The sequence below is a fragment of the Ochrobactrum sp. WV_118_8 genome, assembly GCF_039631535.1.
Taxonomy (GTDB): Bacteria; Pseudomonadota; Alphaproteobacteria; order Rhizobiales; family Rhizobiaceae; genus Brucella; species Brucella anthropi.
Map to the genome: position 1 here is coordinate 2,327,282 of NZ_JBDIUZ010000001.1, position 14,339 is coordinate 2,341,620.

The following is a 14,339-nucleotide window of genomic DNA, read 5'->3' on the forward strand; positions in this document are numbered from 1 at the left end:
TTTTGCTGGAGATGCTCAAAACAAAAAACCGCACATTTTCATGTGCGGTTTTTTCATTTCAGACTGCATATAGATGTAGATCAGCTATGCGCTGCCTGTCTGGCAGCAGCGCGTGCTTCCACGCGAGCCTTGATGGCATCGACATCCGCACGCGGCGTCGCAGCAAAAAGCTTCTTCGTATAGTCATGCTGCAGATTGTTGAAAACGTCGTCGCGCGAGCCGTATTCAACCACCTCACCGAAATACATCACCATCACCTCATCGGCAATGTAGCGCACGACCGAAAGGTCATGGCTGATGAAAACATAGGTGAGACCAAACTCTTCCTGCAGATCAGACAGCAGGTTCAGAACCTGCGCCTGCACGGACAGATCGAGCGCGGAAACCGGCTCGTCGAGAATGAGCAGCTTCGGGTTGAGCATCAGCGCACGCGCAATGGCGATACGCTGGCGCTGGCCACCGGAGAACATATGCGGATAGCGGTTGAAGTGTTCGCGACCGAGGCCAACCTTCAACAACATCTGCATAGCCTTCGCGCGGCGCTCCTCGGCTGACATGTTCGTATTCAGCAGCAGAGGCTCGGCCAGAACGTCACCGATCTTCTGGCGCGGATTGAGCGAGCCATACGGGTTCTGGAAAACGATCTGCACCTTCTGACGCATTTCGGGCGTCAGGCCATCGCGAGCGATATCCACATCCTTGCCGCCGATCTTCAGTTCGCCGGATGTCTGCGGGTCGATCATGGTGAGAATGCGTGCCAGCGTGGACTTGCCGCAACCCGATTCACCAACGATCGCCAGCGTCTTGCCTTTTTCGACCTTGAAGCTCACGCCCTTGACGGCATGAACCACTTTTGCCTTGCCGAACAGACCACCGCCAACATGATAATCGCGCTTGATGTCGCGCGCCTCGAGAACAATCTCGCTCATCGCGCTTCTCCCGCACCATTATTTTCAAAGACGAAATCGGAAACCGTCGGAAGACGATCACCGGTCGCATTTTCCGGCAGGGCCGAGAGCAGCGCACGGGTGTAAGGGTGCTTGGGCGCAGAGAACAGCGACAGCACGTCGGCATCCTCCATCTTGTGGCCCTTGTACTGCACGATCACACGGTCCGCCGTTTCAGCCACGACACCCATATCGTGGGTAATCATGATGAGACCCATGCCGTGTTCCACCTGAAGCCGCATCAGAAGATCGAGAATCTGCTTCTGAATCGTAACGTCGAGAGCCGTTGTCGGTTCGTCGGCGATAAGGAGCTTCGGGTTGCAGGCAATCGCGATAGCGATCATGACGCGCTGGCACTGGCCACCCGACATCTGATGCGGGAAGCTTTTCAGGCGTTCCGCAGCATCGCGAATGCCGACGAGTTCCAGAAGCTCGATAGCACGCGCACGGCTCGCCGAGCCGTTCATGCCCATATGCTGCTTCAGCACTTCCTCAAGCTGATACCCGACCGTGAAGCACGGGTTTAGGCTGGCAACAGGTTCCTGGAAAATCATCGAAATATCACGACCGATGATCTTGCGGCGCTCCTTGTCGGACATTGCCTGCAAGTCCTTGCCATCGAAGGTCATGGTGTCTGCGGTAACAGTTGCCGTCTTGGGCAGAAGCCCCATGACGGCAAGCATGCCGACCGACTTGCCCGAACCGGACTCGCCGACAATCGCAAGCACTTCGCCTTTGTCGACCCTTATGTCGATCCCGTCGACCGCCCTGAACGGGCCGGTCGAGGTGTCGAAAGAAACCGTGAGGTTCTTGATTTCAAGCAGAGCCATCGATCAGCTCCTCTTCAGTTTCGGGTCAAGCGCATCGCGCAGACCGTCGCCAATCAGGTTGATGGCGAGAACAGTGATCAGGATTGCCAGACCCGGGAAGGTAACAATCCACCAGGCGCTGGTGATGAACTCGCGCGCCGATGCCAGCATGGTGCCCCATTCCGGTGTCGGCGGCTGTGCGCCCATGCCGAGGAAGCCGAGCGCCGCCACGTCGAGGATGGCGTTGGAAAACGACATCGTTGCCTGCACCACAAGCGGAGCAAGGCAGTTCGGCAGAATCGTCTTGAACATCAGGCGCAGCTTGCTTGCACCGGCAAGCTTGGCCGCGGTCACATATTCGCGTTCCTTTTCCGCCATGACGGCAGCGCGGGTGAGACGCGAGAAGTGCGGCAGCAGAACCAGCGTGATCGCCAGAACGGCATTGATCAGACCCGGCCCGAGGATCGCCACCAGAACCAACGCCAGCAGCAGCGACGGGAATGCCAGGATAACGTCCATGATGCGCATGAACACCGTATCGACGCCGCCACCGAAATAGCCGGTGATAAGGCCGATGGTGATGCCGAGGCACATCGAAATGATGACAATGACAAAGCCCACGAGCAGCGAATATTGCGCGCCATAGATCAGGCGGGACAGAATATCGCGCCCCACTTCGTCAGTACCGAGGAGGAACTGGGTCGAACCACCATCTTCCCAGAAGGGCGGAACCTTGAGGAATTCACGGAACTGATCCGTAGGACCGTGCGGCGCAATCAATGGAGCGAAGATCGCCACCAGAATAATCGCGAGAAATACGAAAAGACCGATCACAGCGCCACGGTTGACGCTGAAATAAAACCAGAAGTCCTTCAGCGCACGCATCTTGCCAATGTCGCTCGCGGCTTCCGGCTGAATAGCTGAGTGTGTCATGATACCCTCACTTGTGCCGGATACGCGGATTGATAAGGCCGTACAGCAGATCCACGACCAGATTCACCAGCATGATGATGAATGCAATCAGCAGCAGTCCGCTTTGCACGACCGGATAATCGCGACGGAAAATGGAATCGAGCATCCATTTGCCGATACCGGGCCATGAGAAGATCGTCTCGGTCAGGATCGCACCGGCCATCAGAACACCGACCTGCAGGCCGATGGTCGTGATAACAGGGATCATCGCGTTGCGAAGTGCGTGCAGTCCGACAACGCGACGAACCGGCAGGCCCTTGGCGCGAGCGGTGCGCACATAGTCCTCGCCTAAAACTTCCAGCATGGCGGAGCGGGTCTGACGCGCAATAACAGCGAGCGGAATGGTCGCAAGCACGATGGTCGGCAGAATGAGATGCGAAACCGCCGAGGCGAAAGCCCCCTTCTGGCCCGACAGCAGGCTGTCGATCAGCATGAATCCTGTCACCGACGGAAAATAGTAGAGCAGCGATATACGACCGGAAACCGGTGTCCACTGCAGCACGCCCGAGAAGAAAATGATGAGCAGCAGCGCCCACCAGAAAATCGGCATCGAATAACCGACCAGCGAAATGCCCATCAGGCCCTGATCGAACCACGAACCGCGCTTGACAGCAGCGATGACGCCGGCAGGAATGCCAAGGAGAATAGCCACGATGATCGCGCAGATGGACAACTCGACAGTTGCAGGAAACAGCGCGAAAAATTCGACGAGAACAGGCTTCTTGGTCACCAGAGACTGACCGAAATCGCCATGCAGCAGGTGCCAGACATAGTCCAGATATTGCTGCCAGATCGGGCGATCGAACCCAAGTTGCGCCATCAGCTCGGCATGGCGCTCAGGGCTTACGCCGCGTTCGCCGGCCATCAGAAGCACAGGATCGCCGGGAAGAACCCGGACGAAGGCGAAGGCTACGATTGTAATGCCTATGAAGGTCGGAACCAGATAGACGAGTTTGTTGAATATGAAACGGAACATACAAAAACTCCGACCGGGTGCAGGGGATCACCCTACACCCGGCCGCTTGTGTTGTCAGATTTTACTCGGAAATATCAACGTCTTCGAAGCGATAATCGCCGAGCGGGCTCTGTTTGAAGCCCGTAACCTTGGCCGACATCGGCACAAAGACCGTCGAGTGAGCAAGCGTATTCCAAGGAGCCTGCTCCTTAAAGATTACCTGTGCTTCTTCGTAAAGCTTCGTGCGCTCTTCCTGGCTGGTCGAAACCTTGGCCTTCTGGATCAGGTCTTCGAACGGCTTGTAGCACCACTGGGCGCGGTTGTTATTGCCAACACCGGCGCAGCCGAGAAGCGTACCCAGGAAGTTGTCCGGATCGCCGTTGTCACCGGTCCAGCCGAGGATGACGGAGCCGTCGCGGTCCTTGTCGGACGACTTCTTGAGATATTCACCCCATTCCATCGAAACGATTTCAGCGCTGACGCCAACCTTGGCCAGATCGGACTGCATGAGTTCAGCAGTACGACGTGCGTTCGGCATGTACGGACGGCTGACAGGCATGGCCCACAGCTTCATCTTCAGATCCTTGACGCCAGCGGCTTCGAGAGCCTTCTTGGCAGCTTCCGGATCGTACTTGTCGTCCTCGACCTTGTCGTTGTAGCCCCACATTGTCGGCGGGATCGGGTTCTTGGCAACCTGGCCCTGACCCTGGAACACGGCATCGACGATGGCCTGCTTGTTGATAGCCTGGTTCAGCGCCTTGCGCACTTCCGGCTTGTCATAAGGTGCCTTCAGCGTGTTGTACGCGAAGTAAGCCACATTGAGGCCAGCCTGTTCGTCAACCTTGAGGTTGGAATCGGCCTGCAGGCCCTTGATGTCTGCCGGAGCAGGATAGGACATCAGGTGGCATTCGCCAGCCTTGAGCTTCTGCGCGCGAACAGCAGGATCGGTCGTGATTGCGAAGACGAGATCGTCGATCTTCGGCTTGCCACCCCAATAGTTTTCGTTGGCCTTGAAGCGGACGACGGCGTCCTTCTGGTAGGCGACGAACTGGAAAGGACCAGTACCGACCGGAACCTGATTGAGATCGTCCTTCTTGCCGTCGGCGGCAAGCTTGTCCGTGTATTCCTTCGAAATGATCGAAGCGAAAGGCATCGAGATATTTGCGAGGAACGGTGCTTCTGGACGGTTCAGCACAAACTTGACGGTATAATCGTCAACCTTGGTGATTTCCTTGATCAGCGCACCCATTTCCATGCTGTCGAAATATTCGTAGGTGATGCCAGCGGTGTACTGGTGCCAAGGATTGTCCTTGTTGCGCATGCGATCAAACGAGAAAATCACGTCGTCGGCGTTGAAATCACGGGTCGGCGTGAAATAGTCGTTCGAATGGAACTTGACGCCCTTGCGCAGATGGAAGGTGTATTCCAGACCATCGGCGGAAACATCCCAGCTTTCTGCGAGACCCGGCACAACTTTCGTCGTTCCGTTTTCGAATTCGGCAAGGCGGTTGTAGACCGGATGCGCCGAGGCATCGAACGTATCGCCGCCGGTATAGGCAGCCGGATCGAAGCCTTCAGGCGAAGCCGGCGAGCAATATACAAAGGTCTTTGCCGATGCAGCACCGCTCATCAGAGCCACCAGCGCGGTTGCTGCCAGGAGTTTTTGGTAGAATTTCATTATTGTCCGCCTCCACGGAAAAGCATGCCGCGCGCACCCCATTGCCCGCAGCTTGCGCTTATCGAAACGCGTGGACTGTCACTTTGCAAGCGCAATCTGTAGAACCAGTTCTCATTCTCAACGGGTTTTGGCCCCAATGGTTAGATTTTTATTCCATCAATCGATACAATTTCGAAATATTGCGCTAAAGCCCCTTGATTTATAATATTATTCGCACGCATTTTGCATGGGATAATGCAACTTATGCATCACCGACTCAGGCGCGACATCAATGCGCCCGATCAATCGGAAATTGCTTGCAGTTTTGAACGTCCGGCATAAGGACTCCACCGAATTCGCTGGCTCTATCGAATAAGGCACAGTACTAAGTGGACAATATGAGTCATATTTGAGTCTGACAGCCATGCCTGAAACCAATCCAATTCGCCCGACCACGCCTGAAGCCATTCAGCTTGCCAAAACCCTGTTGCGGACATCGCGCTACGGTGCCATCGCCGTTTTCGACGCTGCGACCGGCAGGCCACTGGCAAGTCGTGTCTCCGTAGCGACGGATATGGACGGAACGCCTCTCATTCTGGTTTCCGGATTGGCGGCACACACACCGGGGCTGCTGGCAAACCCGGCCTGCTCGCTTCTGCTCGGCGAGGTTGGCAAGGGAGACCCCCTCGCCCATGCGCGCGTCACGCTTCATTGTCAGGCCCGGAAAGTTGAGAGAACAGCGGCTGACTACCCCCGCATTCGGCGACGCTATCTCAATCACAATCCGAAGGGTTCGCTTTATTTGGATCTCGGAGACTTTGTCTTTTTCCGGCTTGAACTGGAAAGCGCCAGCTTGAATGGTGGCTTTGGCAAGGCATTCAACCTGACACAGGACGACTTGCTCTGCGCAGCGTCGATCAGCGCGGACTTTGCCGAAAGCGAGCAAAATGCGCTCGACAGCATGAACGAGTATCACGCACCAAAAATTGCGCAAATTGCTCAACAGCTTTTAAAAGCAGGAACCGTCAAAGATCAGCAGAAGGTGATAGGATTGGATCCGGATGGCGTCGACATCGCCAATGGCGACCTTGTTCTGCGTTACGTTTTTCCTTCGAATCCACCTTCCGTAAGGGAAGCTGTTACAGCACTGACCAAACAGTAAATAAAGCCCCCTGAAACAAAACCGCATTTTTTTTGGGACGAAATTGCACGTCTTTATACTGGATTGAATATAAGCAAGGGCTTTTCAAATTCTGCATATGGCATTATTTTCAATATGCATGCTTATGAAAATTCGCATGTATATTTTTAACTTTGTCGAGTCTTACGGGGGTATGACGGCAAATGAGCAACGAGAATACTTTCTTTGATTTAATTGAAAATGTAGATCAGGCTGCCGACTTCCTGTCGGCACTTGCTAACAATAAGCGATTACTAATTTTATGTAAGTTGCTTCATAATGAAATGTCGGTAGGTGCGCTTGCCAAGGCGATTGACCTTAGCCAATCCGCCTTGTCTCAGCACCTGGCAAAATTGCGAGCCCTTGACCTCGTTTCTACCCGTCGCGACGCGCAGACCATCTATTATATGGTCTCTTCGCCGCATATCGAGTTGATGTTGTCGACACTTTCAAGTCTGTATATGAGTCCAACACCGCGCAGACATAATCTGGCGGCAGTCGCTCACGCATAATCACATGAGGTCACAGCCGTGCGATGAACCAAGACACTCATTCGCACGGCTGCGTCCAGCAGATCGACGATCCGAACGACATCCGCTTGTCCCCTTATCGCGATATTCGCGAAAAGGATCTTGTAGGACGCCAGCAGCGGTTTATCGCTGAAGGTAAAGTGGTTCTGAACGTTCTGTTCTCATCTTCGGCACGTTTTGAGACAGAATCACTGCTCGTTCTGGAGAACCGGCTTGCGGGCCTCGGCGAACAACTCAGCCAATTGCCCTCAGAGGTTCCTGTCTATTCCGTTCCACAAACTGTTATGGACGCGGTCGCGGGATTTCATGTCCATCGCGGCATTCTTGCAGTAGGCCGTCGCAAGACGCCGCCAAGCCTTCAGGCAATGCTGGATACCCTGCCCGCAAAATCACTCGTCGTCGTTTTGTGCGGCATTTCCAATCACGACAATGTCGGTTCGATCTTCCGCAATGCCGCCGCTTTCGAAGCCGACTGCGTCCTGATGGACGATACGTGCTGCGACCCGCTTTACCGCAAGGCTATTCGGGTATCGGTCGGCGCCACGCTGAAAGTTCCCTATTTCCACGGTGGAAGCATTGATGAGATCATCGCTGCGCTGGGCGATGCCGACTTCAACCTGCTTGCGCTCAGCCCGTCATCGTCGCTCAGTGTCTACGATGCGACCAAGTACGGCCGACAGGCGCTCCTGCTCGGCACGGAAGGCGAAGGATTACCGCCACGCCTGCTTGAGAAGCTGCAAACAGCGCGAATTCCCATGTCCACTGCGTTCGACAGCCTGAATGTTGCAACCGCATCCGGCATCGCCTTGTCGCGCTTCAGCAAGTTTCAGTAGATTTCTCGTTGGCCTGACGATGGCAATACCGCTGCTATCAACCGGCCGTCGATGGCTGCCAATCCTGCGGCGATCATTGCCATGCCGATCAAATGCTTGGCTTGCAAAGTCTCGCCAAGAAAGAGCACTCCGAGCAGGATTGCACTAACGGGAATGAGAAACGTCACCAGCATGAGATTGACCGCGCCCGCCGTCGAAAGAATACGGAAAAAGAGAACATAAGCGAGTGCTGTTGAAAGAAGCGCAATACCGGCCAGCGCTCCCCAGACTGCCGCGCTCGGAGCGGCCAGCGTCCAGGGATGATCGACCAACAAAGCCACCGGAATGAGCATGACGGTCGTGGCCGTCACCTGGCCGGTAGCGGTTATCAACGGCGCGACCCCCATCGCTTTGAAGCGACGACCGAAAATTCCCGCCAGCGAATAAGAAAAAGCAGCACACAGAACCGCAAGCTGCGGCCACAGATTGCCTCCAAGCCCGCTGATGGCATCGGGTCCGATCATGATTGCTACACCGCAAAAGCCGATCAAAACGCCAGCAATCTTGTTCCTGGTGATCTTTTCATCCACCGTCAGAAAATGCGCAACAATGACGCCGAAGAGCGGTGTCGTGGCATTGAGGATGGAAGCCAGCCCGCTGGCAATCTGGGTCTGCCCCCAGACGATGAGACAGAAAGGCAGCAGATTATTGAGAAAGCCCATTCCGAAAAACGCCAGCCATACACGGCGGTCTTTTGGCAGCGACAGGCCCATCATGCGAATCAATACGACCAAAGCGAGCGCAGCCAGCCCCACCCGTAGCGTGACGATACTGAAAGGCGGCAATTCTCGAACAGCAATGCCGTTGAAGAAGAATGAACCGCCCCAGAGAACGGAAAGAACAAGAAGCATCGCCCATTCCTTCCACCCCATCATTTTCTGCGCCGTCATCTTCAAGACCTCTGAAGCCAAAGCTTGGAGTGCATCCCGAAAAGCGTGAAACGGTTTTCGGATAAGATGCGCATCAAAACAAAAAGTTGGAGCGCCGATCTGATTCGGCCGGATCAAAACGCGCTCAAAATACCGCTCACTATGAGCTTAGACGCAGCCAGTGCAATTGACTTCCCGTTTGTCGCTTTCAAACTCTGGAGCATGTATCTCGAAAGTGGAAACCGGATTCGGAATAAAGACATGCATAACAACGAATGCTCTAACTGAGATAGCATCTTGCTGACACACATAAAAAAAGCGGATGCTCTCGCACCCGCTTTTCATTCATCGATCAGAAAAAGCTTCAAGCTGCCGAGGCACTTGCCGTGTTGGCGACAAGGCGGCGCAACATCTCTTCTGCCTGCGGCTCGCGTTCCGAACGGCCAATAAAGCCGCCGCCAAAGACGCGCGCAGTGTTGCTTTCATCGGAATAAAGCACACAGGCCTGTCCCGGAGCGATACCGCTTTCACCATCGACCAGCTCAACCCAGGTCTGGCCATCGGCATGGCGCAGCACGGCAGGGCGTGGCGGTCGAGTCGAGCGAACCTTCGCGAATACTTCCGTTCCGCCTTCAGGCAAATCGCTGATCGGCGCATCGCCCAGCCAGTTGATGTCGCGCAGGAAGACTTTGTGCGTTTCCAGCGCTTCACGCGGACCGACGATAACCCGCGCATTGGCGGCATCAAGATGCACGACATAAAGCGGTTCACCCGTGGCAACGCCAATGCCACGGCGCTGGCCAACGGTGTAGTGTACAATGCCATCGTGGCGGCCGAGCGTACGGCCATCGATATGGACAATATCGCCGGGATTGGCCGCTTCCGGCTTCAGTTTGGAGATAATGTCGGAATATTTGCCCTGCGGCACGAAGCAAATATCCTGGCTGTCCTGTTTCTTGGCAACAGTCAGGCCCATTTCCTCTGCAATTTCACGCACCTGTGCCTTCGGCAGATGACCGAGCGGGAAGCGCAGATAATCGATCTGCTCCTGCGTGGTTGCAAACAGGAAATAGCTCTGGTCGCGATCCGTATCGACCGGACGATAAAGCGCACGGTGCGCACCATTGGCGCGGCTGCGAATGTAATGCCCTGTCGCCAGCGCGTCGGCGCCAAGATCGCGTGCGGTCTGGAGAAGATCGGCGAACTTGACCGTCTGGTTACAGGAGACGCATGGAATCGGTGTTTCGCCGCTGACATAGGAATTCGCAAATGGATCGATCACAGCTTCGCGGAAACGCGCTTCGTAATCGAGCACATAATGCGGAATGCCGAGACTTTCCGAAACGCGGCGGGCATCTTCGATGTCCTGTCCCGCACAGCAGGAACCAGCGCGATGAACGGCTGCGCCATGATCATAAAGCTGCAGCGTCACGCCAACGACATCGTAACCTTCACGTTTGAGAATCCCGGCCACAACAGATGAATCGACGCCGCCCGACATGGCGACGACAACGCGCGTGTCTTCCGGCTTTCCCGGCAGATCGAGGCTGTTCAGGCTCATGATTGATTCCAGCTTCCGGGCATACGCCCTGCTTCTCAAAATTTAGATTTCTGCGCCCTATATAGGCTAAAGTGCGGCAATTTGCCAAGGGTCCGGGAACAATCATTGTCCAGATTGCGACAGGCAAGGCACACTTCCCCGTGAGGTTTTCCAGACATATGTCGCAAAAACGCCGGCAATAGGGCGAAAACGAAAATTTTTCCAAGTCTTACCAGAGAGTTACCAGCTGCTTAGGTAATTTTTAAAGCTGTCGCGTTAGTCTCACACTCGATTAGGTCCTTGAGTGTTGTGTAGAGAGTACAATGACCGATCTGGTAAGACCGCGTATAAAATATGTTATCGGTCCTGATGGCAGCCCGCTGACCATCGCGGACCTTCCCCCCGCCAATACAAGGCGCTGGGTCATCCGCCGCAAGGCCGAAGTTGTCGCTGCTGTTCGCGGCGGACTTCTGAGCCTTGAGGAGGCATGCCAGCGTTATACATTGACGGTGGAGGAGTTTCTTGGCTGGCAATCCTCGATCGACGAGCATGGTCTCGCCGGTCTCAGGACCACCAGAATACAACAATATCGTCACTAAGACCTGTCTCGCCAAAACCGGGACAGGTTTTGGAAGGACGGGGATCATGGCCTCGGTGGAGCAATATCTTCCGCGCTTGTCATGGATCGACAAATCGAAAACCGGCCCACGTGGCCGGTTTTTATTTGCACATTCCGTTCCTATGTTGTGAACTTGATGCGTTGATCAGGACACGTATTTGTTCAGGAGGATGGCATGAGCGGGACTATCGAGATTCGCAAGGAAGACAGCTCCGACGGCGGACGCTATGCGGCTGTTCTTGACGGCAGCGAAGCCGAAATGACCTATACGAAGCTTGGTCCCTCATTGATTTCCATCGACCACACTTTCGTGCCGGATACGATGCGTGGCAAAGGCGTCGCGCAGGCGCTTGCCAAGAATGCCGTTCTGGACGCGCGGCGCAGCGGATGGAAAATCATCCCGCGCTGCAGCTTCATGCACGCGCAGGCGATGCGTCATCCCGACTGGTCGGATGTTTTCGGCAAGGAATAATCGCTGAACTAAAGCATGTCTCCCAAAAGTGGGAACCGCCTTCGCGGGGAAATCAGTCCACTGGGCTGATTTCTGATTTCGCAACAATGGGATAAAGATGCACGTAAAAACAAAGAGATAGAGCATTTCCAACGATTCGATTTAAACTGGAAATGCTCTATTGCAGGTCGCGAATGCGGCGCGCCAGACTTTTGGGGCCGGATTTCTTGTCTTTTCCTGTGTCAGATTTTTCTGCCGCTTCAAGAATTGAATGGATCGGAGATTCCGGTCCTTCTTTTTCAGCGGTCGCAGCCACCATGCGGGCGGCGAGCACGGCCATTTCTTCACGAAGCGCTGCATTCTCGCGTTCGATTTCGGCCAACTCGGGGCTGTCACTCGCGCCAGCATTCTTACGGCTATAGCGCTCGATTTTTTCCTGCGCGTCGGAAAGCTCGGATATCAGCTTTTCAAGCTTCTGCTGCAGTTCACCATTGCGCCGCTTTTCGCTTTTCAGTTCCGTTTGTGCAGAGGTCAACTGGGTCGAAACTTCGTTGTAACGTGCTGCGGCTTCCTTGCGATCTCGACGCATTTCAGTCATCTCGTTTGTCAGACGGCTGTACTCCGTCTCGCTTCCACTTATTTCGATACGCAAGGTATCGGCCAGTCCCTCGAGCGCGCTGTAGTGGCTTTGCATCCGTTCCAGTTCCGCCTGGAGGATTTCTGCCTTTTCCAGCGCCGTGTCACGCGCCGTCTCGGCTTCTTTCGTCACCCGCTCGTGCTCTTCCAGTTGCTTGTCGATCTCAGCCTGGCTTTCTTCGAGCAGCGGAATGCGTTTCAGCTCTTCATATTGCCGGGCGAGCGTCACCTTCTGTTCCGCGTTCTTGTGGCGTTCGAGCTTCAGCAATTGTTCCTGACGGCTGACCGCAACGGCGTGTTCGGCGCGCAACCCGTCGCGGTCGGCACGTATCTCGGCCAGCGTTATCGGCAGTTCCGCCTGAACCTGCCGGCGCGCCAGAAAAAAGGCGCGGCGCCAGACCGAAGGGCCGAGCAGAACCACGACGAAAACTGTCACAAGAACGCCGAATATGAAAAAGAGAGCGGACTGGATCACGATTTCAAATAGGCCCGAACGGTTTCAGACAAGTATTTCCTATTCATAGTGCGCAATCGACCGTCTTTCCAGCCAGCTAAAACAATCTCCGGCTGAAAAGACACCTATGCGCAACTAATCCTTAAAACGGATTCCACGTCGGCGCAGCGGACAGCTTCAGATAACCGATATTCACGCCCAGCCTCGCGCCCACACCGGTGCGGATCGGCACCAGCATGATGTTCTCGCGTTTCAGGACGTTGAAGCCGACACCCGCAATGACATAGGCAGAGCCTGCAACACCGGCATAACGACCGTAAAGGTTCTGGATGTCGTCGAGATTGTAGACGAGCATCATCACACGAGAACCCTGCCCGCCGAAATCCCAGCCAAGCGAGGGGCCTTGCCAGTAGGTCTTATGGTCGCCTGCGTTCTTGGTATAGAGCGTGCCTTCGCCGTAGGTCAGGCCACCGATGAAAGCGCCGGAGCCTTCTTCACCAAGAATATAGCCGTTGGGCAGACCAAAACTCTGGAACGCCTTTTCGACCGCGCTTGCGATGCCACCCGAAGTCGACCCGAAGAACCTGTGACCAGATTCGACGATTTCCTCGGCAGTGTATGTGTTCTGTGCTCTGGCCTGATTTGGCAGAGCGATGAAAGAAACAAACAGCGCCGCAAAAAACGCAACGAAGCACGCCGCATTGCGGAATCTGATTTGCGACAGGGATTGTATGGCCATGTAAAATTCCTTTTGGCTCTCCGCTCCTCTGTCTGACGGCCCTGTTAAAAGCCAGACCACGTCTCTTACGGACATTTCGGTCGAATCGCGCCTATTTTAGACCCGAATTTATTGTCCAAACCTTTAAGCATCGAAATTGGCTTTACGAAGGCATACGATTTCCAGCTTTTCACACTGATGTGAGGGAATGCCCGAGCCCGAAAGAACCGAAAAGAGAGCTTTGTTGCGGCGGTCCGATGGCGCGTGTATCCAGTTAAATCGATATTCCGGGCGATTCGCCCACCTTCATGCAGCGCGCAAACTCTGGCTTTGCGAACTGTCTCGTCAACCGATAACGGTCTGCTCATCCAATACGCTCGGACGAGCGGGATCGATCCGCGTTCCGGAGAAAACGCCATGCCAATGCCCGTTACCCTTTCTGCGCTCGACCTCGGTGCGCTTCTGTGCAGCAGGATCTGTCATGACATCATTTCGCCGGTTGGCGCGATCAATAACGGCCTGGAACTGCTGGAAGAAGGCGGAGCCGACGAAGACGCCATGGCGCTCATCAAGTCGAGCGCCCGCAATGCCTCCGCCCGCCTTCAGTTTGCCCGCATCGCTTTTGGCGCTGCAGGTTCGGCTGGCGTGCAGATAGACACAGGCGATGCACAGAACGTCGCCACTGAATATTTCAAGAACGAAAAGCCGGAATTCACCTGGGAAGGCACGCGTGTCCTTCTGCCCAAGAACAAGGTCAAGCTGCTTCTGAACATGCTTCTGATCGGCAATGCAGCCATACCACGTGGCGGCTCACTGGCTGTGCGCCTCGAAGGCGGAGATACCGAACCGCGCTTCGTCATCACCGTGAAGGGTCGTATGCTGCGCGTTCCACCGAAGTTCCTTGAGCTTCACTCGGGTGCTGCCCCGGAAGAGCCGATCGACGCCCATTCCGTCCAGCCTTACTACACTCTGCTTCTGGCCGAAGAAGCCGGTATGAAGATTTCCATCCACGCCACTGCGGAAGACATCGTATTTTCTGCTGAATAAGCGCCCCTGAGCGCGGGGCCGACCCGCGCTCACACTGGCAAACAGTCATAAAACCCTCTATCAGTCAGGCAACGCATTTCCAG

The 14,339-nt window shown here is 55.1% G+C and carries 15 protein-coding genes; 6 read left to right on the forward strand and 9 right to left on the reverse strand.

From position 1 onward, the window contains the following. Positions 1-80: 80 nt before the first annotated feature. The 5 genes from ABDF71_RS11280 to ABDF71_RS11300 all read right to left on the reverse strand — a co-directional run bounded on the left by ABDF71_RS11280 (position 81) and on the right by ABDF71_RS11300 (position 5,361). The gene (locus ABDF71_RS11280; RefSeq protein WP_500061556.1) at positions 81-929 is read right to left on the reverse strand and encodes a dipeptide ABC transporter ATP-binding protein; all 849 of its coding nucleotides are present in this window, start codon (positions 927-929) and stop codon (positions 81-83) included. Further along, on the reverse strand, positions 926-1,777 hold the full coding sequence (locus ABDF71_RS11285; RefSeq protein ID WP_010659569.1) for an ABC transporter ATP-binding protein: 852 nt from the start codon (positions 1,775-1,777) through the stop codon (positions 926-928). The genes ABDF71_RS11280 and ABDF71_RS11285 overlap by 4 nt, the downstream gene beginning before the upstream one ends. A 3-nt stretch (positions 1,778-1,780) precedes the next feature. Further along, positions 1,781-2,689 (reverse strand): ABC transporter permease subunit, encoded by a 909-nt coding sequence (locus tag ABDF71_RS11290; protein ID WP_151615366.1) that lies wholly within the window; start codon positions 2,687-2,689, stop codon positions 1,781-1,783. Between the two features lie 7 nt (positions 2,690-2,696). Then, complete coding sequence (locus tag ABDF71_RS11295; protein WP_500061557.1) at positions 2,697-3,704, reverse strand: ABC transporter permease subunit; 1,008 nt, start codon at positions 3,702-3,704, stop codon at positions 2,697-2,699. Between the two features lie 61 nt (positions 3,705-3,765). Continuing rightward, on the reverse strand, positions 3,766-5,361 hold the full coding sequence (locus tag ABDF71_RS11300) for an ABC transporter substrate-binding protein (protein WP_010659566.1): 1,596 nt from the start codon (positions 5,359-5,361) through the stop codon (positions 3,766-3,768). Positions 5,362-5,764: 403 nt separating this feature from the next. Here ABDF71_RS11300 and ABDF71_RS11305 point away from each other — a divergent pair, with 403 nt between their 5' ends. The 3 genes from ABDF71_RS11305 (at position 5,765) to ABDF71_RS11315 (ending at position 7,883) form a co-directional block, all read left to right on the forward strand. Further along, positions 5,765-6,502: a HugZ family pyridoxamine 5'-phosphate oxidase gene (locus ABDF71_RS11305; RefSeq protein ID WP_500061665.1), complete on the forward strand. Its 738-nt coding sequence runs from the start codon at positions 5,765-5,767 to the stop codon at positions 6,500-6,502. Positions 6,503-6,684: 182 nt separating this feature from the next. Further along, complete coding sequence (locus ABDF71_RS11310) at positions 6,685-7,032, forward strand: ArsR/SmtB family transcription factor (RefSeq protein WP_010659564.1); 348 nt, start codon at positions 6,685-6,687, stop codon at positions 7,030-7,032. Positions 7,033-7,055: 23 nt separating this feature from the next. Further along, entirely contained in the window at positions 7,056-7,883 is an 828-nt protein-coding gene (locus tag ABDF71_RS11315) for a TrmH family RNA methyltransferase (RefSeq protein WP_010659563.1), read from the forward strand. On the opposite strand, the gene ABDF71_RS11320 is transcribed toward ABDF71_RS11315, so the two are convergent. Both ABDF71_RS11320 and mnmA read right to left on the reverse strand, forming a co-directional pair. Next, on the reverse strand, positions 7,877-8,812 hold the full coding sequence (locus ABDF71_RS11320) for a DMT family transporter (protein WP_010659562.1): 936 nt from the start codon (positions 8,810-8,812) through the stop codon (positions 7,877-7,879). The two genes, ABDF71_RS11315 and ABDF71_RS11320, sit on opposite strands and share 7 nt — an antisense overlap. A 343-nt stretch (positions 8,813-9,155) precedes the next feature. After that, positions 9,156-10,352 (reverse strand): tRNA 2-thiouridine(34) synthase MnmA, encoded by a 1,197-nt coding sequence (gene mnmA / locus ABDF71_RS11325; protein ID WP_192800297.1) that lies wholly within the window; start codon positions 10,350-10,352, stop codon positions 9,156-9,158. Positions 10,353-10,654: 302 nt separating this feature from the next. On the opposite strand from mnmA, the gene sciP reads away from it, so the two are divergent. After that, complete coding sequence (gene sciP / locus ABDF71_RS11330) at positions 10,655-10,930, forward strand: CtrA inhibitor SciP (RefSeq protein WP_010659559.1); 276 nt, start codon at positions 10,655-10,657, stop codon at positions 10,928-10,930. Positions 10,931-11,125: 195 nt separating this feature from the next. Beyond that, positions 11,126-11,422: a GNAT family N-acetyltransferase gene (locus ABDF71_RS11335; protein ID WP_010659558.1), complete on the forward strand. Its 297-nt coding sequence runs from the start codon at positions 11,126-11,128 to the stop codon at positions 11,420-11,422. 157 nt (positions 11,423-11,579) lie between these two features. Here the strand turns inward: ABDF71_RS11335 and ABDF71_RS11340 are convergent, their stop codons facing one another. Continuing rightward, complete coding sequence (locus ABDF71_RS11340) at positions 11,580-12,488, reverse strand: coiled-coil domain-containing protein (RefSeq protein WP_029376051.1); 909 nt, start codon at positions 12,486-12,488, stop codon at positions 11,580-11,582. Between the two features lie 145 nt (positions 12,489-12,633). Next, the gene (locus tag ABDF71_RS11345; protein WP_010659556.1) at positions 12,634-13,230 is read right to left on the reverse strand and encodes a DUF1134 domain-containing protein; all 597 of its coding nucleotides are present in this window, start codon (positions 13,228-13,230) and stop codon (positions 12,634-12,636) included. A 396-nt stretch (positions 13,231-13,626) separates the two neighbouring features. Here ABDF71_RS11345 and chpT point away from each other — a divergent pair, with 396 nt between their 5' ends. After that, a complete protein-coding gene (chpT, locus tag ABDF71_RS11350) occupies positions 13,627-14,256 on the forward strand; it encodes a histidine phosphotransferase ChpT (RefSeq protein ID WP_006467394.1) in 630 nt (209 codons plus the stop codon). The last annotated feature ends 83 nt before the right edge of the window (positions 14,257-14,339 follow it).

What these genes read in the sequence shown, in the direction of transcription:
- sciP (WP_010659559.1), top strand. Translation starts at nt 10,655, where the DNA reads ATGACCGATCTGGTAAGACCGCGTATAAAATATGTTATCGGTCCTGAT.
- ABDF71_RS11300 (WP_010659566.1), bottom strand. Translation starts at nt 5,361, where the DNA reads ATGAAATTCTACCAAAAACTCCTGGCAGCAACCGCGCTGGTGGCTCTG.
- ABDF71_RS11280 (WP_500061556.1), bottom strand. Translation starts at nt 929, where the DNA reads ATGAGCGAGATTGTTCTCGAGGCGCGCGACATCAAGCGCGATTATCAT.
- ABDF71_RS11305 (WP_500061665.1), top strand. Translation starts at nt 5,765, where the DNA reads ATGCCTGAAACCAATCCAATTCGCCCGACCACGCCTGAAGCCATTCAG.
- ABDF71_RS11320 (WP_010659562.1), bottom strand. Translation starts at nt 8,812, where the DNA reads ATGACGGCGCAGAAAATGATGGGGTGGAAGGAATGGGCGATGCTTCTT.
- mnmA (WP_192800297.1), bottom strand. Translation starts at nt 10,352, where the DNA reads ATGAGCCTGAACAGCCTCGATCTGCCGGGAAAGCCGGAAGACACGCGC.
- ABDF71_RS11345 (WP_010659556.1), bottom strand. Translation starts at nt 13,230, where the DNA reads ATGGCCATACAATCCCTGTCGCAAATCAGATTCCGCAATGCGGCGTGC.
- ABDF71_RS11295 (WP_500061557.1), bottom strand. Translation starts at nt 3,704, where the DNA reads ATGTTCCGTTTCATATTCAACAAACTCGTCTATCTGGTTCCGACCTTC.
- chpT (WP_006467394.1), top strand. Translation starts at nt 13,627, where the DNA reads ATGCCAATGCCCGTTACCCTTTCTGCGCTCGACCTCGGTGCGCTTCTG.
- ABDF71_RS11335 (WP_010659558.1), top strand. Translation starts at nt 11,126, where the DNA reads ATGAGCGGGACTATCGAGATTCGCAAGGAAGACAGCTCCGACGGCGGA.
- ABDF71_RS11290 (WP_151615366.1), bottom strand. Translation starts at nt 2,689, where the DNA reads ATGACACACTCAGCTATTCAGCCGGAAGCCGCGAGCGACATTGGCAAG.
- ABDF71_RS11310 (WP_010659564.1), top strand. Translation starts at nt 6,685, where the DNA reads ATGAGCAACGAGAATACTTTCTTTGATTTAATTGAAAATGTAGATCAG.
- ABDF71_RS11285 (WP_010659569.1), bottom strand. Translation starts at nt 1,777, where the DNA reads ATGGCTCTGCTTGAAATCAAGAACCTCACGGTTTCTTTCGACACCTCG.
- ABDF71_RS11315 (WP_010659563.1), top strand. Translation starts at nt 7,056, where the DNA reads ATGAACCAAGACACTCATTCGCACGGCTGCGTCCAGCAGATCGACGAT.